At 52.7% G+C, this 19,201-nt stretch carries 18 protein-coding genes; 10 read left to right on the forward strand and 8 right to left on the reverse strand.

Annotation, left to right across the window (positions count from 1 at the left end; genetic code table 11):
- Positions 1-211 precede the first annotated feature (211 nt).
- The 6 genes from KJS42_RS06900 (at position 212) to KJS42_RS06925 (ending at position 6,647) form a co-directional block, all read left to right on the forward strand.
- The gene (locus KJS42_RS06900) at positions 212-4,192 is read left to right on the forward strand and encodes a carbohydrate-binding protein (RefSeq protein ID WP_244868405.1); all 3,981 of its coding nucleotides are present in this window, start codon (positions 212-214) and stop codon (positions 4,190-4,192) included.
- Positions 4,193-4,323: 131 nt separating this feature from the next.
- Positions 4,324-4,569 carry a spore gernimation protein GerQ gene (locus tag KJS42_RS06905; protein WP_213622407.1) on the forward strand — a complete coding sequence of 82 codons (246 nt, stop codon included), beginning with the start codon at positions 4,324-4,326 and terminating at the stop codon, positions 4,567-4,569.
- Between the two features lie 13 nt (positions 4,570-4,582).
- The gene (locus KJS42_RS06910) at positions 4,583-4,969 is read left to right on the forward strand and encodes a spore coat protein (protein ID WP_193418917.1); all 387 of its coding nucleotides are present in this window, start codon (positions 4,583-4,585) and stop codon (positions 4,967-4,969) included.
- Complete coding sequence (locus tag KJS42_RS06915; protein WP_213622408.1) at positions 4,966-6,102, forward strand: zinc-dependent alcohol dehydrogenase; 1,137 nt, start codon at positions 4,966-4,968, stop codon at positions 6,100-6,102. Before KJS42_RS06910 ends, KJS42_RS06915 begins: the two co-directional genes overlap by 4 nt.
- A 33-nt stretch (positions 6,103-6,135) precedes the next feature.
- Positions 6,136-6,354, forward strand: a complete 219-nt coding sequence (locus tag KJS42_RS06920) for a hypothetical protein (RefSeq protein WP_155604674.1) — start codon at positions 6,136-6,138, stop codon at positions 6,352-6,354.
- Positions 6,351-6,647, forward strand: coding sequence for a spore coat protein (locus KJS42_RS06925; RefSeq protein ID WP_155604673.1), 297 nt, complete (start codon positions 6,351-6,353; stop codon positions 6,645-6,647). The genes KJS42_RS06920 and KJS42_RS06925 overlap by 4 nt, the downstream gene beginning before the upstream one ends.
- Positions 6,648-6,725: 78 nt before the next feature.
- Here the strand turns inward: KJS42_RS06925 and KJS42_RS06930 are convergent, their stop codons facing one another.
- The 5 genes from KJS42_RS06930 to KJS42_RS06950 form a co-directional block, all read right to left on the reverse strand.
- Complete coding sequence (locus KJS42_RS06930) at positions 6,726-7,397, reverse strand: GNAT family N-acetyltransferase (RefSeq protein ID WP_155604672.1); 672 nt, start codon at positions 7,395-7,397, stop codon at positions 6,726-6,728.
- A gap of 16 nt (positions 7,398-7,413) precedes the next feature.
- Entirely contained in the window at positions 7,414-8,091 is a 678-nt protein-coding gene (locus tag KJS42_RS06935) for a GNAT family N-acetyltransferase (RefSeq protein WP_155604671.1), read from the reverse strand.
- Positions 8,092-8,129: 38 nt separating this feature from the next.
- Positions 8,130-8,987: a carbon-nitrogen hydrolase family protein gene (locus tag KJS42_RS06940; protein WP_213622409.1), complete on the reverse strand. Its 858-nt coding sequence runs from the start codon at positions 8,985-8,987 to the stop codon at positions 8,130-8,132.
- Between the two features lie 113 nt (positions 8,988-9,100).
- A complete protein-coding gene (gene sfsA, locus KJS42_RS06945; RefSeq protein ID WP_213622410.1) occupies positions 9,101-9,787 on the reverse strand; it encodes a DNA/RNA nuclease SfsA in 687 nt (228 codons plus the stop codon).
- Positions 9,788-9,959: 172 nt separating this feature from the next.
- A complete protein-coding gene (locus KJS42_RS06950) occupies positions 9,960-11,987 on the reverse strand; it encodes a beta propeller repeat protein (RefSeq protein ID WP_213622411.1) in 2,028 nt (675 codons plus the stop codon).
- A 258-nt stretch (positions 11,988-12,245) separates the two neighbouring features.
- Here KJS42_RS06950 and KJS42_RS06955 point away from each other — a divergent pair, with 258 nt between their 5' ends.
- The gene (locus KJS42_RS06955; RefSeq protein WP_213622412.1) at positions 12,246-13,535 is read left to right on the forward strand and encodes an NCS2 family permease; all 1,290 of its coding nucleotides are present in this window, start codon (positions 12,246-12,248) and stop codon (positions 13,533-13,535) included.
- Positions 13,536-13,582: 47 nt separating this feature from the next.
- Here KJS42_RS06955 and KJS42_RS06960 read toward each other — a convergent pair whose 3' ends face one another.
- Positions 13,583-14,419: an alpha/beta fold hydrolase gene (locus tag KJS42_RS06960; protein WP_213622413.1), complete on the reverse strand. Its 837-nt coding sequence runs from the start codon at positions 14,417-14,419 to the stop codon at positions 13,583-13,585.
- A 174-nt stretch (positions 14,420-14,593) separates the two neighbouring features.
- On the opposite strand from KJS42_RS06960, the gene KJS42_RS06965 reads away from it, so the two are divergent.
- Positions 14,594-15,043: a MarR family winged helix-turn-helix transcriptional regulator gene (locus KJS42_RS06965; protein WP_155604665.1), complete on the forward strand. Its 450-nt coding sequence runs from the start codon at positions 14,594-14,596 to the stop codon at positions 15,041-15,043.
- 34 nt (positions 15,044-15,077) lie between these two features.
- Here the strand turns inward: KJS42_RS06965 and KJS42_RS06970 are convergent, their stop codons facing one another.
- Positions 15,078-15,779: a MerR family DNA-binding transcriptional regulator gene (locus KJS42_RS06970; RefSeq protein WP_213622414.1), complete on the reverse strand. Its 702-nt coding sequence runs from the start codon at positions 15,777-15,779 to the stop codon at positions 15,078-15,080.
- A gap of 153 nt (positions 15,780-15,932) precedes the next feature.
- On the opposite strand from KJS42_RS06970, the gene KJS42_RS06975 reads away from it, so the two are divergent.
- Positions 15,933-16,811, forward strand: a complete 879-nt coding sequence (locus KJS42_RS06975; protein ID WP_244868406.1) for an alpha/beta fold hydrolase — start codon at positions 15,933-15,935, stop codon at positions 16,809-16,811.
- A gap of 59 nt (positions 16,812-16,870) precedes the next feature.
- Here KJS42_RS06975 and KJS42_RS06980 read toward each other — a convergent pair whose 3' ends face one another.
- A complete protein-coding gene (locus KJS42_RS06980) occupies positions 16,871-18,382 on the reverse strand; it encodes a malate:quinone oxidoreductase (protein WP_213622416.1) in 1,512 nt (503 codons plus the stop codon).
- A gap of 335 nt (positions 18,383-18,717) precedes the next feature.
- Here KJS42_RS06980 and KJS42_RS06985 point away from each other — a divergent pair, with 335 nt between their 5' ends.
- Complete coding sequence (locus KJS42_RS06985) at positions 18,718-19,200, forward strand: DUF2975 domain-containing protein (RefSeq protein WP_155604919.1); 483 nt, start codon at positions 18,718-18,720, stop codon at positions 19,198-19,200.
- The last annotated feature ends 1 nt before the right edge of the window (position 19,201 follow it).

Consider the following 19,201-nt stretch of genomic DNA (forward strand, 5'->3'; position numbering starts at 1 on the left):
TACACCTTTATTTGGAAATCAATCCTGATTTATGATGGGGATGCGGTACCTATACCGATTAGCGTGAATAGGGGGGAATGCGTCTTTTTCTGATATCGCTTACATTGGTATATTGTGCAGATTTCGTAAAGTAAGTCCCCGCTGGTCCACCACGAAGACTCTACCAGATGTAAGACTCGTAAGATCTTTATTCTGAAAGGAGAATGAAATCGTGAAAAGCCAAAGACGCATCATTGCCTGGATTTGTGTCATGACCCTGTTCGCAGCAACGTTCTTCAGTTCGGCAGGGTGGACCGCACCGGCCCATGCGGCAGGCGGCCCGAATTTGGCTGCAGGAAAACCCGCAGCGGAATCCGGCCATGCTGATGTATACCATGCTTCCAATGTAACCGACGGGAATGTCGCCACGTATTGGGAAAGCACGAATAATGCTTTTCCCGGGTGGGTACAGGTCGATCTCGGCAGCGCTGTACAGATCGATCAGGTTGTCTTGAAGTTACCGTCCGGCTGGGAGAGCCGTTCTCAGACCTTATCCGTGCAAGGAAGTACGAACGGATCTAGCTTCACTGATCTGAAGGCCTCGGCCAGCTATACGTTTGATCCGAGCGCCGCCAACACGGTGACGATTAACCTTACGTCCGCCAGCGCGCGCTACGTGCGAATTCAGATCACGGCGAACACCGCCTGGCCGGCAGGGCAACTCTCTGAAGTAGAGGTATACGGCGCTTCCCCGGCTACCCCTTCCACGATTCCGGGCAAGATCGAAGCCGAGAACTTCAGCGCGATGAACGGCATTCAGACGGAACCCACCTCGGATACGGGCGGCGGGCTGAACGTCGGCTGGATTCATGCCGGGGATTGGCTGGATTATAACGTAAACGTCCTCAATGCAGGCACGTACACCGTGGAATATAGAGTAGCGAGTAATGCCGGGACAGGAGCAATCCAGCTGCAATCCGACGGGACGACGCTAGCTACGACTGTAGTGCCGAACACCGGCGGCTGGCAAAATTGGCAGACCGTGACCGCCAGCGTCACGCTAAATGCAGGCTCTCAAACCCTTCGCGTCTATGCCAGCGGAAATGACTTCAATATCAACTGGATCGGGTTTACTTTGGGGAACAGCGGTGTAGATACCCAGCCGCCAACCGCTCCGGCCAACCTGGCGTTCACGCAGCCGACCTCCAGCTCCATAAAACTGACCTGGAGCGCCGCAACCGATAACGTCGGCGTAACCGGATACGACGTCTACGCCAACGGCCAGCTTCGCGGCAGCGTCAACGGATCGACGTTGACATACACGGATACGCAACCCGCCGACGTTACAGTGACCTATTCCGTCGTAGCCAAGGATGCGGCCGGCAATGCGTCGACACCAAGCAATACCGTGACGCGGACCGGATCGGGAGGAGGAGACGGATCCAATCTCGCCATTGGCAAGACGATGACGGCTTCCTCATCGACGTTCACATTCGTCGCGGCGAATGCCAATGATAACGATACGACCACCTATTGGGAAGGCAACGGTCACCCGAGCACGCTCACCGCGGACCTTGGCGCCAACGCCAACATCACGTCGATTGTCCTCAAGCTGAATCCTTCCAGCGAATGGGCGACACGTACGCAAACGATTCAAGTGCTGGGACACGACCAAAATTCGACGACCTTTACGAACCTGGTCTCGGCGACTTCCTATACATTTAACCCAACTTCACAAAATACCATCACGATTCCTGTCAGCGCCACGGTGAGTCAGGTACAATTGCGGTTTACGGCCAATTCCGGCGCACCGGGCGGACAAGTGGCTGAATTCCAGGTGTTCGGTACGCCTGCGCCGAATCCGGATCTGACGGTGACCGGCATCTCCTGGTCGCCGGCATCCCCAGACGAGACGCAAGCCGTTACGTTAAACGCCACCGTTCGCAATGCAGGTACCGTTGCATCGAGCGCTACCAGCGTGAACTTCTACCTGGGCAGTACCCTTGTCGGCACGGCTTCTGTTGGTGCGCTTACTCCTGGCGCTACGGCTAATGTCTCCGCAACGATCGGAGCGAAGGAAGCCGGTTCTTACGCCGTCACCGCCAAGGTAGACGAGAGCAATGCCGTTATCGAAACCAACGATGCGAATAATAGCTACACCCACGGTTCGCTGTTGACGATTGGCCAGGTGCAAAGCTCCGATCTGATCGCGACCGCGGCATGGACGCCATCGAATCCAAGCGCAGGCAACACCGTCACTTTTACCGTGAATCTGAAGAACCAGGGGACAATCGCTTCGGCGGGTGGTGCACACGCCATCACTTTGGAGCTGAAGACTAGCTCAGGGACAACCGTGCAGTCGCTAAACGGTTCCTACAGCGGAGCCCTTGCGCCGGGAGCATCAGCCAACGTTACCCTGGGAACCTGGACCGCAGTCAACGGCAGCTATACAGTAACGACTACTGTAGCAGCAGACGCAAACGAAGTCGCCGTGAAACGGAATAACAATACCGGCACCGCGAGCTTATATTCCGGACGGGGCGCCAACATGCCGTTCTCCATACTGGAGGCTGAAGCCTCCTCGAACAGCACGAACGGAACCAAACTCGCTCCGAACTTTACGCCGGGCGACTTCGCTGGCGAGGCATCCGGGCGATCGGCCGTTCAACTTGATGCTACGGGGGAATACGTGGAATTTACCTTGACCTCGCCAGCCAACGCATTCGTATTACGTAATGCCGTAGCCGAAAACACCACCGGTACGGTCAGCATTTACGCGAACGGCGTGGACAAAGGCAACTTCACCGTAACGTCCAAATTCTCTTACTTGTATGCAACGCCTTCCACGCTCGGACGGCTTGGCTATGATAACTCGGGCTCTAAGGCTTACTGGTTGTACGAGGATTCCCAGCTCATGCTCGACCAAGTCTATCCAGCTGGAACCAAGATCAAGATCCAGAAGGACGCCGGGGACGTCCCCTGGATTTACGTAGATATGATTGAAACGGAGAATGTTGCTCCGCCGGCAACCAACCCGGATCCAAGCAAATACGTTCAGGTGTCGAGCAACAAATCGATTGAACAAGCGCTGAACGAATTCCGTCAGGATTCGTCCAAGAAGGGGATCTTCATCCCGGCAGGGGAGTGGACGATCTCGTCCAAGATCTTCTTGTACGGCCGGGCGACGGAGATCATCGGGGCAGGCCCTTGGCACACCAAGCTGGTCGCTCCGCAAGACCAAACAAACACGGACGTTGGGTTTAATATCAGCTCCGCCGCCAACGGATCAACCATCAAGAACCTGTCCGCCTGGGGTAACTATATCTACCGTCAGGACGGCCCAGGCAAATTCATCGACGGAAACGGCATGCAGAACGTGACCATCGAGAACGTTTGGGCGGAACACTTTGTCTGTCTGTATTGGGGCGTAAACTCCTCCTACAATACGTTTAAAAACAACCGCATCAAGAACATGTTCGCAGACGGCATCAACATGACCAACGGCTCCTCCTATAACGTAATCGACAATAACTATGCCCGCGGTACGGGCGACGACTCGTTTGCGTTATTTAGCGCGATTGACGCTGGAGGTTCTTATAATGTGGGCAATAAATATACTAACCTCACCGCCGTCAATGTACGCCGAGCCGCGGCCTTCGCCGTCTACGGCGGCCAGAACAACCTGTTCCAGAACCTGTACGGCGCCGATACGCTCACTTATCCCGGCGTTACCATCAGCAGCTTAAGCTTTGGCTACAATACGCTGGGCTTCGGCGACCAGGACACCGTGATTGACGGCGTCACGCTGGACCGCACCGGCGGGGATTTCTGGACCAGCGTTGGGGCCGACGACAAGATCAACGATTATCAGAACTTCGGGGCCATCTGGTTCTTCGGTGGCGACCGAGACCTTAAGAACATCGTGGTGAAGAACGTGGACATCAATAACCCGGTCTATTTCGGCCTCATGTTCCAATCCAAATCGCCGGAGAATCTGCCGATGCAGAACGTTCGCCTGGAGAACATTACGATCAACAACCCTACCCGCTATGGCATTAAGCTGGTCGTCAAGGCCGAGGACGGGCAAGGGCCCGCCGTCGGTGAAGCCCGCTTCACCAATGTGAAGGTAAATAACCCGGGCGTCACGGCCATTTATGGTGAGAACCAATCGCCGAACTTCCACATCATCCGAGGAGCGGGGAATAACTGGTGATCCCGATTTAACAACGTAATAAAGACGGTGCCGGTCCATGACGGGTACCGTCTTTTTTATATCTATTCTCGGCATAACTCTCCAAACCCAGGGAAAGCTATCCCTTAAAAACAGGAGGTTGTCCGAGCCGCATGAATAAGCCAGCTTTAGCCCCCCATGAATCGATAGATCTTCATGAAATCCTCAATTTCAAGACATTGTGCTTGGCGAAATCCAAATTGATGCAAGGTCTCGTATTCGATCAGGAGCTCAAGGATTTGATGCAAAAGGACGTGGAGCAAACGCTCCAAGCCCTTCAGGATCTGCAGGCTTTATATGGCCAGGTTCCTTTTCAAGCCCCCGTTCCCGAAAGCCAGCCCGAGCCGATTATCCAATAGAAGGAGCGTCGAGATGAACAACGATCATTTGGATCCGATAAACGCGCTAAATATGCCAGAAATCGCTGACATGACCTTCGCTGTCGACTTCCTGATGCGGGCCAAGGAAGGTGTGCGCAATATTGCGATCGCCCTGACGGAAACTGCCTCACCCGAAGCCCGGATTTTGCTGCGCAACCTGCTAAGGCAGGGCATTGCCATGCACCAGGAAATCACCGAATTGATGATGCGCAAGAAATGGTTCCATCCCTATGATTTAACCGAGCAATACCAACTGGACCAACTTTCGGCTAAGAACACCATCCTCATTGGACAGATGGATTTATTCCCTGCGGATACACGGCGCATCGGCATGTTCGATCGGACGCCGGACGAGCATTTGGAGGGGAGCCAAGCATGAAGGCCGTAACCTATCAGGGAATCAAAAACGTGATCGTCAAAGAAGTCCCCGCCCCGAAGATCGAAAAACCCGATGACATGATCATCAAAATCACCAGTACGGCGATCTGCGGTTCGGACCTTCACTTGATCCATGGGATGATCCCGAATTTGCAGGAGGACTATATCATCGGTCATGAACCGATGGGGATCGTGGAAGAGGTCGGCCCCGAGGTAACCCATCTGAAGAAGGGGGACCGGGTCATTATCCCGTTTACGATCGCTTGCGGGGAATGCTTTTATTGCAAAAATCAGTTGGAGAGCCAGTGCGATAACGCCAACGAACACGGTGATATGGGCGCTTACTTCGGTTATTCCGGCAATACGGGCGGTTATCCCGGTGGCCAGGCCGAGTATCTGCGCGTGCCGTACGCGAACTTTACTCATTATAAGATACCAGAGAGCTGCGAACAGCCTGACGAGAAGCTGGCGCTCATCTCCGATGCGATGCCAACGGCCTATTGGAGCGTCGATAACGCAGGGGTGAAGGAAGGAGATACCGTCATCATATTGGGTTGCGGTCCGATCGGACTGCTTGCACAGAAATTTGCCTGGTTGAAGGGCGCGAAACGGGTCATTGCCGTCGATTACGTGGATTACCGGCTGCAGCATGCCAAGCAGACGAATCAGGTGGAAACCGTCAATTTCGAACAATACGAGAACGTCGGCTCCTATCTCAAGGAAATCACGAAAGGCGGCGCAGACGTCGTCATCGATGCGGTGGGCATGGACGGAAAAATGACGAACCTCGAATTTCTGGCCAGTGGCCTGAAGCTGCATGGGGGAGCCATGAGCGCTCTGGTGATTGCTTCGCAAGCGGTCCGCAAAGGCGGAATGATTCAAATTACCGGCGTATATGGCGGCCGATATAACGGGTTTCCGCTTGGCGACATCATGCAACGCAACGTGAACATCCGGGCCGGTCAAGCTCCGGTCATCCACTATATGCCGCACATGTACGAGCTGATCTCTTCCGGCAAGGTCGATCCCGGTGACATCATCACCCACGTGATCCCGCTAGATGAAGCTAAACGCGGCTACGAAGTGTTTGATACGAAGACCGATGCTTGCATCAAGGTGATTTTAAAGCCGTAACTCACCAACACCAAAGCAGGAGGAGGAACCCTCATGAATATAGCGAATCAAGCTTTACATGAAACCCTGGAAGTCCACGAGCTGGCCGCCGCTAAAACGATTGCCTTAACCAAGGCAAAAACGATGCAGCTGCTGGTCTCGGACCCGGAGCTAAAACAGATTTTGCAACATGACGTTCAAGTATCCACGCAGCAATTGCACGAACTAAGCGGTCTTCTGTCCCCGGCTCCGTCGGGAGGGAGGGACCTATGAACCCGGTGCTCGAACACTTGATGGGGTTCGATAAGCTGACCGACGAAGTCATCGCTATGGACTACTTGCTAAATGCAAAGACCTCCGTCCGAAACTATGCCATGGCCGTCACGGAGTGCGCCACACCGGAGGTCCGGAATGTCTTGACCAAGCAACTAGAGGAGGCCATCGACGCTCATGAGATGATTATGGGCTACATGATGAGGCGCGGCTTCTATCAGCCCTATGAACTTCAGGATCAAATCGGGCGGGATTTGCAGAATATTCAAACTGCGCTGAATATCCCTTCCTGAACCCGTTGCAAGATAGGAAAAGGTCGATCAGGGGGCGTGCTCCTGATCGACCTTTTTTGTTTCCTGCAATCCCATGAATTAGATAGGCCGCAGCTTTATATTATTTTGAGCTCTTAGGCCTTCCACCATGTCGTACCAGGCCTGCGGTTTGTTCTCCAGCACCGTGTAATACCGCTCCAGGAATTGAACGATCAACCCCGATTCCAGGCTATCGTCGCTGCCGTCCATCGGCAGGAAGCAAAGATCGAGCCCGCTGACCGCTTCCCCGTCATTATTCCAAGACGGATGCACGTATGGGAAGTCCAACCGCATGTAACCAAGGTGGGACAATACTTCGCGGCGCACGTACGGATCCATCGGCTTCACTCCGCCGAATTCGTGATGCTCCACCCGGTAAGGATCGTAGATTTCCGCGAACATGCCACGCAGCTTCTTCCCGTTTGCCTCCGCCAAGGCGTGCAAATCGCGCAGCCGGCGATCCGCCAGGAACCGACCGATGCCAAGGCCCGCTTGGCCGATAATGGTGAAGTCGGTCATCGCCACATTAAAGTCCTCGTAGTACCGATACTCCGTTGCTCCGACAACCCGCCCTTCATGCACCGCGACGAATACGCGAATGCCGGGGTCTTCCAGGGGCTCCTTCCAAAGGTCGAATTCCAGCACTTCCTCCGGTGGGAATACGTCTTGCATCAACTGATGCATGGATTTAAACAAAGGGTCCTGAATATTCGTGATTCGAGTAAATTCCATGGGCTTCTAACGCCTCCTATTCAAGTAGAGATTGGATAAATGGATTCTTCCATTCCATCAGTGCCGCGTAATTTAGCGATTCCTCATCTTCCAAATAATCGGGTACAACCGCAACGGGCGTACGGCCGCATCGCAGCAAGAAGGTGATCACCGGATCTTTCAGCTCGCCGCTCACGACTGCGCCCAGATATTGCTCAGCCGTCATCTCTGCCGCGTGCTTGTGGTACCCCGGCATTCTCCCGCCGCCGAGCAAACGCTGGAGACCTTGGTGTACCACCCGCTCGTACATGGACAGCATCAACCATTTTCCCAGGCCCCATTGCCGGTAAGCCGGTCGCACGCCGATATCAACAACGTATAACGTGTTCCCCTCGGGGCGGTGGTTCCTTATGTACCCGTTATCGGTGATGTCCGCCCAGGAATGCTCCGGCTTGCCGGGATCGAAGTCGACCTTGAGCCCGGTCATCGATCCGGCCAACTCGCCGTTCACTTCGACGCACAACGCGCCTTCCGGGAACAGCTGAACATGATGGCTCAGCTGTTCCTCCGTCCACCATAACTCCGAAGGAAAAGGGGGCGGAAAGCTCTCCTGCTGAATGCGGATCAACCCCGGGAAATCCCTCTCTTCATAATTTCGAATCACAGCCGGCACGGGCCGGCCTTGATCAAACACATACCATTCCTTGCGATACATCGCGTCTCGCCTCCACGGACAATTGCGTTATTCTAGATTTATTTCCAGTCGGGATACAGATCCGTTCGCCGGTCCCGCCAGGTCGTGACGGAGCCTTTTTCTCGAACCTGATAAAGCAGTTCTAAATCCAGATCGGCAGTCACGATCATATCGTCGTTGATCTCGCCCTCCACCAGGATGCCGCGCGGCGGGAACGAAACGTCATTTGGCGTAATTACTGCCGCCTGTCCGAAGTTGCCCCGCATGAAATCCACCGTCGGCAGTGAACCAACCGTACCGGTGGCGACGATGTACACTTGGTTCTCGACCGCTCTCGCATGGCAGCAATAGCGCACCCGATGGAAGCCATGGCGGTCGTCCGTGCAGGATGGACAGAAAATGACATCCGCGCCTTTCGCTTTGGCCATCCGGACGATCTCCGGAAACTCGATGTCATAGCAGGTCAACATGGCGATTTTGCCCTTCTCGGTTTCGAACACCTCCAGGCCGTCGCCCGGCGTCATGTTCCATTCGGTTACTTCGGTGGGGGTAATATGCAGCTTGGCTTGCTCCGCGATTCTCCCGTCAGGGTAGAACAGATGCGCCACGTTGTACAACTGATCCCCCTTACGAATCACATGCGTCCCGCCGATGATATGCATCCCGGTTTGCCGGGCCAACCCGCTAAACAGGGTGCGGTATTGCTCCGTGAAGTCCGGCAGCTCCTGGATGGTCAGCGCTCTGCCGTCCGGCGATCCGATGGACATGAGCTGCGTGGTGAAAAACTCAGGGAACAGCACGAAATCCGCGCTGAACTCCTCCGCGGTTTTAATATAATGTTCGGCCTGACGGGCGAACTCGTCGAAGCTGCCAATGGTGTGCAGATGATATTGGACAGCGGATACTCTTAATTTCATGGGGATCCCCTTTCCTGTTCGCAATAGGCTCAGATCGGCGAAAAGTCCGCCTTCGTAAATTTCATCATAAAGTCAGGAAGATTGCAATTCGGCCGCCTTGCTACAGACAACACTCACAGACGAACCGGGAGGCTGCCGCCTAACACGATCTCCCGTTCCGTCACGATGGCTTCATAAGCCAAGATACGGACGCCTTGCCGGGAGGCCTCTTTGAGCGCATCCGCAAAGGCCGGATCCATTTCCCGGTAAGGGGTAAACGCGTGACAGCCCTTCATTTGCACAACGAACAGAACTGTCCCGGCATACCCTTCTAGGATCGCCTTGGCCAGTTCCAACACGTGTTTGGTTCCCCGCGCCGTTGGGGCGTCCGGGAACATGGCGATGCCTCCCTGTTCGAGCGTGACACCTTTAACTTCAATGAACCCACGTTTCTCCCCCTGTTCGTAATACAGGTCAAACCGAGAGTCCCCATACGTAACTTCCCGCTTTGCACGGGTAACGGGGCCAATTTCTGCGATACTCCCCGCATTCAGCGCCTCGAACGCCACCGGGTTAGGTGCTTGCGAGTCTACGTTCACCCAGCCTCCGTCATGGGCAGCCGCGATCAAGGAATAATTCGTCTTCCGTTCCGGACGATCGGAGGCTTCTAACAAGACCTCGGTATCCGGCAGCAAAAGCTCTTTGAGCCTGCCGGTATTTTTTACGTGTACCTGTTCCACGGCGTCGCCCACCATAACCTCGGCAATAAAACGGTTCACCCGCCGCTGTAGCCGGCCCTGCACGATGTCCCTATACTTCATCTATTCACATCCCTAATCGTCTACCGTAGTTGTTCGATCCAATTCACGCTGCGTTATGATCCAGCCATAGTCATTCATGGAACACACACCTCTGATTATACCAAACCCGATATCACCGCAAAAAAAGGATGGGTTATGAGGTCCCCCCATGCCCATCCAGCTTTCATCAATTCTACTTCGAGCCCGTCAGCCGGTCTACGTACATGATCTCGTCATTTCCGCCAACGAAGATATATTTGCCATAGACTTTGATTCCATCGAACATTCTTTGCGTGCCGGCTCCGTCAATCCCTTGATAGATTGGGGGAATCGCTACCTTCTTCCACTGCACTCCGTCTTTGGACAGATAGTACACGCGGTAAGGAACATACTCCCCGTCCCCGTTAACCTCATCATAGTCCGTTCCCATTGCGAAGAAGTTACCGTCGAATGAGGTTAAGAAGTCCAAGGCATCAAAACTGCCGTTCGGGAACGTCATTTGTTTCTTTGACCAATTCAATCCGTCCTTGGACACCCATGTGTTCGTAGAATTATATAGATCTAATGCCACATAGGAACTGCCGTTCCAAGCCAGGTAGGTCTGATTCAAATCGATCGTCTTCACCAGCTTCCAATTCATCCCGTCCGTCGTCTGCATCAGCTTGGTTGTCCCGACGCCGGTGTTGTAGTTATGCACGCGGAAAGCAGCTAGCAGACGCTTGCCGTCCCAGACCATCGAGGTCAGCCAGTTTCCATTGCTCACGCTAGCCACCCGAGTCCATTTCACCCCATCCTTAGATGTATAAGTGCCATAGGATTGATCCGACGCTACAAAAAACTTACCGGTCCACAAAATATTGCGCAACTGACCATACTGATCTTTGAGAGGTACATTGGCCTTCTTCCAGCTATAGCCGTCCGTGGAGTAGTAAATACCGTAATGACCGGTTGCAACGAACTTGTTTGCTCCCCAGACCACATCGTATAAATTCGGTCTACCCAGCCTGTCCCGATAGGCAAACGGATTGCCGCCCCGCCAAGTAATCCCGTCATCGGTATAGATTACGTTGCCAGCCAACCCAACGGCCACGGTTCTCTTCCCGTTGGTCGCGATGCCTCCCAGCTCCCCACCTGTCTGCGAGCCCGTCAACCGGTAGCTCCACGAGCTGCCGTCTTTCGTATACAGAGCGTAGGTGCTATCGGGGAAATCCTGCCGATCATTGGAACCGATTCCTGCAAAACCGCTGGCTACCGGATAGATGATGTAGATATTCGCGTGAAGATAAGAAAGATCCGTCTTCTTCCAACTCACGCCGTCTTTGGATGTATAGGCTACATTTTTGTTGACCCCGCTCGTTTGACCTGCAGCACCGGTAACGATGTACAGGCCATGTCCGGAGGTAATCGTCATCAGCTCGGCGCCGCTTGGGGACTTCGCCTGTTTCGTCCAAGTAAACCCGTCGGGCGAAGTATAGATACCGTTACCAACACCCAGGTATTGCTTCCCGGTCCAGATCATATCCTGAATCCCGGCGGATGCGTTATAGGTTTTGGCGGACCAATTCTGCCCATCCTTCGAGACGAGGACAAATGGATCTTCGTATTGGTTGGAAATCAAATAAATCCCGTTCACATACCTCAGGATATCCGCGCCATAATCGTTAAACAGCGTGCGTTTGGTTTCCCAGTGCTCCCCATCCTTGGAGTAGAAAATATGCTTTTGCCCCACCGCGACAAATCCGGATTCTCCCCATGTCAATTGGTAGATTGTCTCGCCCGGATCAAAATCAATCTTCGTCCATGTTAGGCCGTCCGTGGAGGCAAATCCCTCAGAGGGCTTCTCATACAGGCGACTAGCATATTCCGTGTTGCTGCCGAACATTACGTATTTGGAGCCATCCCAGTCGATGGCGGTAAAATGATAACTCCCGAACTTCGACAAGGCCTTCCAGGCAACCCCGTCCGTAGACTTCATCACCGTGCCGTAAGGGCCAACGGCGAGGTACTCCTTTTTCCCCTTAGCTAACGCATAGGGGGCATTCGAATTAAAGCTTGCATTAACGGTCCAGCCCTCTCCAATCGAGAAAGGCGACTCCCTCAGCGTAATCGATTCAATCGGCTTGTAATCGGTGCCAGCCTGAACCGGAGGCCCAGATGAAACCCAAAACGACAAAACCAACGACAGACAAACTACCCATACGAACGAACTCTTTCTCTTCATGTTCCCCTCCTGATGTTAAAAATGTCATGATGTTGACACATCTTGTTATCGGTAGTTTGGTCCTATTTTTTTACGGGACTTAAGACTCAATCGCCGTCATGCCTTCATTCGCCGGACCTAATCCCCACCAAGGAACAACTTGTAAAAGGCAATCCGTCATAAACCGTGGTATAATAGCCTCTGGCATAAACGAAGTAACTCAGGTTCATTTCGTTTGATGCGGGTGGGAGAGGGATATTTTGAAAGTGTGATTGATTCATGAAAGGAGTATTTCAGCTTAAGCAACACCAAACGAATGTGAGAAAAGAACTTGTCGCAGGATTAACCTCGTTCTTCTCCATCGTGTATATTATCGCCGTCAACGCCAATATCCTGAAGGATGCGGGGATTCCGCTCGAGGCCGGGATCTTGGCCACCGTGCTGTCTTCGCTTGTCGGCTGTTTGCTGGTTGCGTTCGTGGCGAACGCGCCATTAATTCTCGTTCCCGGCATGGGGATCAACGCCTTGTTTACCTATACGATCGTTGGTTCGATGGGACTCAGCTACCAAGAAGCCTTGGGTGCCACGGTGCTTGCGGGCATCCTGTTTGTCGTGGTCGCCTTTACAGGCTTGTCCTCCCTGATTTCCAGGGCTATTCCGGTTTCCCTAAAGGAATCCATTTCCGTAGGAATCGGTCTGTTTATTGCTTTTATCGGCTTGCAGAAGAGCGGCATCGTCACCGGCAACACCAGCCACTTTGTGGCGCTCGGCGACCTATCGGCCCCGCTGGTTCTGGCTTCGATCATCAACCTGATTCTTACGCTGTTTCTGTTCTTGAAGAAGGTTCCCGGGAATTTTCTCATCAGCATTATTGTAGGAACGCTGGTGGCCTGGTTGTTCGGGATCGTGGATTTGGGTTCGTTCGCCTCGGAGCCGATTTCGTTTCAAAGCTACGGTAACGTCTGGATGAGTGCGGACTTCCGTCATATGGCCAGCATTCCGTTCTTAACGGCTTGCTTCTCGCTGGTTCTGGTATTGGTCTTCGAGAATATCGGGCTCGTCCATTCCCAAGTCGACGGCATGCTTCAAGCTCCAGAGAAAAATGGGAAATCGCTTAAATCTGTATCGATTTCCGCGGTGGCTTGCGGACTCTTGGGTACCAGCCCGACGGTATCGACGGTCGAGACTGCGGCCGGCATTACCGCAGGCGGAAGAACCGGGTTAACCTCGGTCACGACCGGGTTGTTATTTCTGGGTTCGTTGTTTTTTATGCCCTTGATCAAAATCATCCCGGACGCCGCGATCGCCCCGATCCTGATCATCATCGGCGGACTCATGCTGACGAATATCACGAAGATCGATTTCAGCGATTTCTCCGAAGCGTTTCCCGCGTTTCTCGTCATTCTGATGATTCCTTTAACGTATAGCATTGTCGACGGTATCGCCTTCGGCTTTATCGCGTATCCGCTGCTTAAGATGTTCTCGAAGAAGCGGGAACAGCTGTCGGTCTCCATGTTCGTCATCTCGTTCCTGTTCCTGGCCAACTTCCTGCTGCAGTCGGTTCTATAGAACAAAACAAAGGGCACCCTCTTGGGTGCCCTTATTTCTTATTTTACTTATCCTTGAAGAAATTTCACCAACGCCGCATTAAATTCTTCCGCATGCGTCACGTTAAATCCGTGTGGGCCGCCTTTGACCACCACAAGCTGGCTGCCCGGAATTTGCTCGTGCGCTCTTTGGCCGCTAAACTCTACCGGTACAATCGCGTCCGAATCACCATGAAGGATTAAGGTTGGTACGTTGAATTTATCCAGATCCCCTCGGAAATCCGTATAGCTAAATGCAGAGATGCAATCCAGCGTCCCTTTCGGGGAGGCAAAGGCAGCGATATCGCGGTTGTATAAGCGGAACGGTTCACTCACCAGGTCGGTTCGACCTCCAGCCGCGAAGAAATTCGTCGTGAAGTCGTCCAGGAAAGCCAGCCGATCCGTGAGTACGCCGTCCTGGAATCCCTTGATGGCGGCGTCATCGAGCCCGCCGTCCGGGTTATCCTTGGATTTGTACAGGTACGGCGGAACCGCCCCAGCCAGAACCGCCTTGCTTACCCGCTGCGTCCCGTAGGTTCCGATATATCTAGCCACTTCTCCGCCACCCATCGAGAATCCGACCAAGGTGACATCGCGTAAGCCCAGATACAAGATCAATTGATGCAGATCAGCAGCAAAGGTATCGTAGTCATAACCGTTCCAAGGCTGCGACGACTGGCCGAACCCGCGGCGATCATACGTAATCACCCGGTAGCCGGCTTCCACCAAAGCAGGCACCTGCTTCTCCCACGATCTTCCGCTCAGCGGCCAACCGTGAATCAAAATCACCGGCTTCCCCGAACCTACATCCTCGTAATGAAGCTCCACCGGAATTCCATTCTCTTGACCAACCGTAACTTTTGCCATTGTTAATCCCTCCACGTTTTGTTTTTCAAAATTATATTGTGCAAAATATTTATATTCACATCTTACCCGCCCTCCACAATATTGTCAACAATTAAATTGTAAAAAATATAGTTTCTTTTTCTTGCTTCTGTTATGATGTTTGTAAACTTACATTAAAGGCAATCGAGGTGCATCATGGAAACGAATGAGCCAAGCTTGAAGTTAGGTGAACATCTTTGTTTTTCGCTGTATGCCTGCTCCCGCGCCATCCTGCGGCTGTATCGCCCGTATTTGGATGAGCTGGAGCTGACCTATCCGCAATATCTGGTCTTGGTCACCTTGTGGGAGAAGGAGAAGAGCACCATTAAGGAGCTCGGAGAAGCGTTGGATCTGGATACCGGAACTTTAACGCCTTTGTTGAAGCGGATGGAAGCTGCGGGGCTAATCGAAAGACGCCGCGATTCCGCCGACGAGCGCGTGGTGAATGTGCTCATTACCCCGAAAGGCAAAGCGTTGCAAGAGAAAGCAGCCTGTGTTCCGCAGTCCCTGCTTGCTGCTTCAGATATGGAGCCTGAGGAGATAAACCGCCTAAACGAAACGATCATCCAATTGCTTCAGCAGGTGAACGCCTCGTCGAAGAAATAAACAACCCTCTTCCGTTCCTTCCCAGGCGCTCGAATTACGAGAGACATTGGATATAAGCCATCAGCTCTGCGATTCCTCGGTATTGGGTCGTGAGCTTCTGGTTTAGTTTCTCGAGAGCCACTTGGAAGGAACGGTCGACTTTGGATAAACGGAAGGCTTCCATGTCTTGCAAAATATCCCGCAGGTTCTCGATATAATAGATCGTTTTACGTAAACTGCTGATGACCAGAATCTTACGCAATTCGGGCACGGAGAATAGGCGATATCCGCTTTCCGGGTGCCGGGTCGAGGTGATCAGCCCCTCCTTCTCCCAATGCCGAATCGCCGAGGGATTCACCCCCGCCAGCTCGGCCACCTTCCCGATCGTCATCGCTTCGGTCAGCTTCCGGTTCTTATACGAACGGAAATCCGCCTGCCGGATCATGGTTAACAGCCCTTCCACCCTCTGCTTCTCTTCCTGGACCTGGTACAATTGATGATTGATCAGCCACAAGGCTTCCGTGACGCTGCCTTCTTTGATTCTTCGCATCACCTCATAAACGACAGGGATCTCATAACCGGCTAACAACGATCGAATGGTGATAAACGCTTGGATATGGACCGTCGTATAGATTCTATGGTTGCCCGCCGATCTCAAGACCTCTGGAATTAACCCTTGTTCTTCATATCGCCTTAATGTGGTTGTGCTTACGTTCAGCCGTTCCGCAATTTGTGCTGGCGTATAGACTTCCTGCATAAGCCCACTCCCTTTGCTTAAAGTAAAACCTTAAAGTGCTACGTTAACCTAGTGTCGTTATAATCATCATAACATCAGGCATTCGCGGCACAAAACCGAAAGATTGCATGAATGTTATATCCTGAAGGTATCACATGCAAGGGAGCGATTCGAATGAAACATCAGAAGCTTGTCACCTTAGCCGATGGTTCAACGTTGGAAGTCGGCCTAACCGGAAAACCCGGAGGCAAAACGATCATGCTGCCTATAGCCAAAAAGCCCGCCTACGGACAAGAAGCGGAAAGCCTTAGGATGTGGGGCGTTGATCCCGAGTTAGGCAAGCGCTTCGTAGAGGGCTTGTCCGATCAGTTTCAAGTTCTGCATTTTGATTATGAAGGGCATCGGTTTCAACACCCTGAGCCCGATCATTTGACGCCGGATCGTATCGTGCTCGATTTCCTGCGCATCGCCGACGAGATGCAGGTCGAAACCTTTAGTTACTACGGCTATTCCTGGCTGGCCCTAGCCGGCTTACAGCTGGCGATTCGGACGAACCGGCTGGAGAGCTTGATCATGGGGGGATTTCCGCCTTATGGAGGACCCTACCGAGAAATGTTGACCGTCACAGCCAAAACTCATGAACAAGCGCTGAGCCCCTCCCCGTCTTCAAAAGAACCCCTACAGGACTTCGGCAGCCCGGAAGAATTCGACTGGGATCAGGTTCAGGTGACACTCGATCCGAAGCAAACGAAGCAATTTTTGACCCTGTATCTAAGCTTGATCGATTTCGACGACACCTCCGTGCAGGAGAATATAACCCTTCCGAGACTTACCTTTGCCGGCGAAGCGGACTGCATCGTGTATGGCGAGAACTTTGGGAGCGTAACTGTCGATATCACGGGGACATTACGCAAGCATGAACAAACGTTACGCCAGCTCGGCTGGGATGTGGCGATCTTACCGGGGAACGAGATGGACCATACGAAAGCCATGCAGCCTGACACTGTTCTGCCTGTGATCCACCCCTGGCTGGCCGCGAATTTATTAAACTAATGGAAAGAGCTAAGCTCGGCTTGACGCCGGCTTAGCTCTTCAACATGATGCAGAACAAATTATGATACCGAAACGGCTTGTGGCTTGGTTTCCGATAATCCAAGTGCCTGTGAAGTTGCTCGATGAACCGACTGGAAGAGGTCCGGATTTTCCGACAACGAATAGCCAAATGAAGGAATCATTTCTTTGATCTTAGGCTTCCAGGTTTCATACTGCTGCGGGAAGCATTTCTCGATAACCTCCAGCATGACTTGCACCGCGGTCGAAGCCCCCGGGGAAGCGCCAAGCAATGCGGCTATCGTGCCATCGGCGGCACTGACTACTTCCGTGCCGAATTGCAGCGTTCCTTTGCCGCCCTCCACTGTATCCTTGATGACTTGCACCCGCTGACCGGCGACGATCAGATCCCAATCCTCGCTCTTGGCCCCCGGGACAAAGTCCCGCAGCTCCTCCATACGTTGTTCCTTGGACAACATGAGCTGCTGAACCAGGTATTTGGTCAGTGACATCTCCTTTACCCCGGCGGCCAGCATCGTCAGAAGATTATGCGGTTTGACGGAGGTGATGAGATCGAATAGAGAGCCGGTCTTGAGGAACTTCGGCGAAAAGCCGGCAAAAGGTCCGAACAGCAGCGCCTTCTGATTGTCGATGAACCGGGTGTCCAGATGCGGAACGGACATCGGCGGTGCCCCAACCGAGGCTTTGCCGTAAACCTTGGCATGGTGCTGCTCTACGACTTCCGGATTGTTGCACACCATAAACAACCCGCTGACGGGGAAGCCGCCGATCCGCTTCCCTTCCGGGATGCCGGATTTCTGCAATAAATGCAAGCTCCCGCCGCCAGCACCGATAAAGACGAACTTGGCGGTATGGCGCTGGGTCACGCCGCTGCTCAAGTCCTTCACTTTCAATTCCCACAACCCGTCCGGCATCCGCTTCAACTTCTTCACGCTGTGCTTGTAACGGATATCCACGTCCTGTTCCTTCAAATGATTCAGCAGCATCCGCGTTAAGGTACCAAAATTCACGTCCGTGCCCGAATCGATCTTCGTTGCCGCAATCGGCTCTTGGGCTTTTCGCTCTGTCATCATCAACGGAACCCATTCTCTCAGTTTCCCAGGATCATCGGAGAACTCCATCCCTTGGAACAGAGGATGCGAGGATAAGGCTTCGTAACGTCTTCTGAGGAATTCAACATTCTGCTCCCCACGCACGTAGCTCATATGAGGCAGCGGCATGATGAAATCCTGCGGATTCCGGATCAGATGGCGTTGAACCAGATAAGACCAGAACTGCCTTGACACCTGGAACTGTTCATTCACTTTAACCGCCTTGCTAATATCGACGGTTCCGTCCAGCCGCTCCGTGGTATAGTTCAACTCACACAACGCGGCATGACCCGTTCCCGCATTATTCCATTCGTTCGAGCTTTCCTCCCCTGCTCGGGCAAGTTGTTCAAACACCGTGATGTTCCAGTCCGGCGCCAATTCTTTCAGCAGGGTCCCTAACGTCGCACTCATAATTCCGGCACCAATCAAAATAACGTCTGTACTTGTTTGTCCGTGATTCATGTTTACCGTCCCTTATGCCCTTATTTTGCTGAAAGGATGTAAGCGCTCTCGAATCGCTCTCGCTACAAGTCTGGAGACGAGCCGGCCCACACCTTTTCCGTAATAATTGATTTGATTTAAGTGTAACAACAATAGTGAGGGATTGAAATATTAATTTCTAAGATATTTAATAATTGATTTTTTGAAGCCATCCAAAAAGAACTTATCAGGCACTCTTAACAAAAGTATCATTTCTCGATATATACATTTCATTTATTAATAAATATTTATTGATTATCGATAAAAAACATGCTAAATTAGCTTCGACACTATCACTACGCGAGGTGCTGTTAATGATGAAACGTGAACAAGGTTCTACCCTTTTCTTAAGGGGGGTCGTTTTCTTGATGGGGATCGCCATCCTTGCCGTATGCGTGATTGGGGTACCCACGATTGCCAAGGATTTGGTGGAGTATTATCCGCCGTTGATATACTTGACCCTGCTCACTGCCATGTACGCTTCCGCTATTCCCTTTTTCTATGCGCTATACCAGACACTGAGGCTGTTAAGTTATATCGACAAGAATACTGCCTTTTCTGAAGCCTCGGTGATGGCTTTAAGACGGATTAGAAACTGCGCCATCACCATCTGCATCTTATATGCGGTCATCTTGCCAGTCCTATTCATCATCGCGGAGAAGGACGATGCTCCGGGCCTCGCCGCTCTCGGATTGGTCATCTGCTTCGCTTCCCTCGTCATTGCCGTTTTTGCGGCCGTGCTGCAGAGGCTCTTAAGAAATGCTATCGACATCAAATCGGAAAACGATTTAACGATCTGAG

This window comes from Paenibacillus sp. J53TS2 (genome assembly GCF_018403305.1).
GTDB lineage: Bacteria > Bacillota > Bacilli > Paenibacillales > Paenibacillaceae > Fontibacillus > Fontibacillus rhizolycopersici.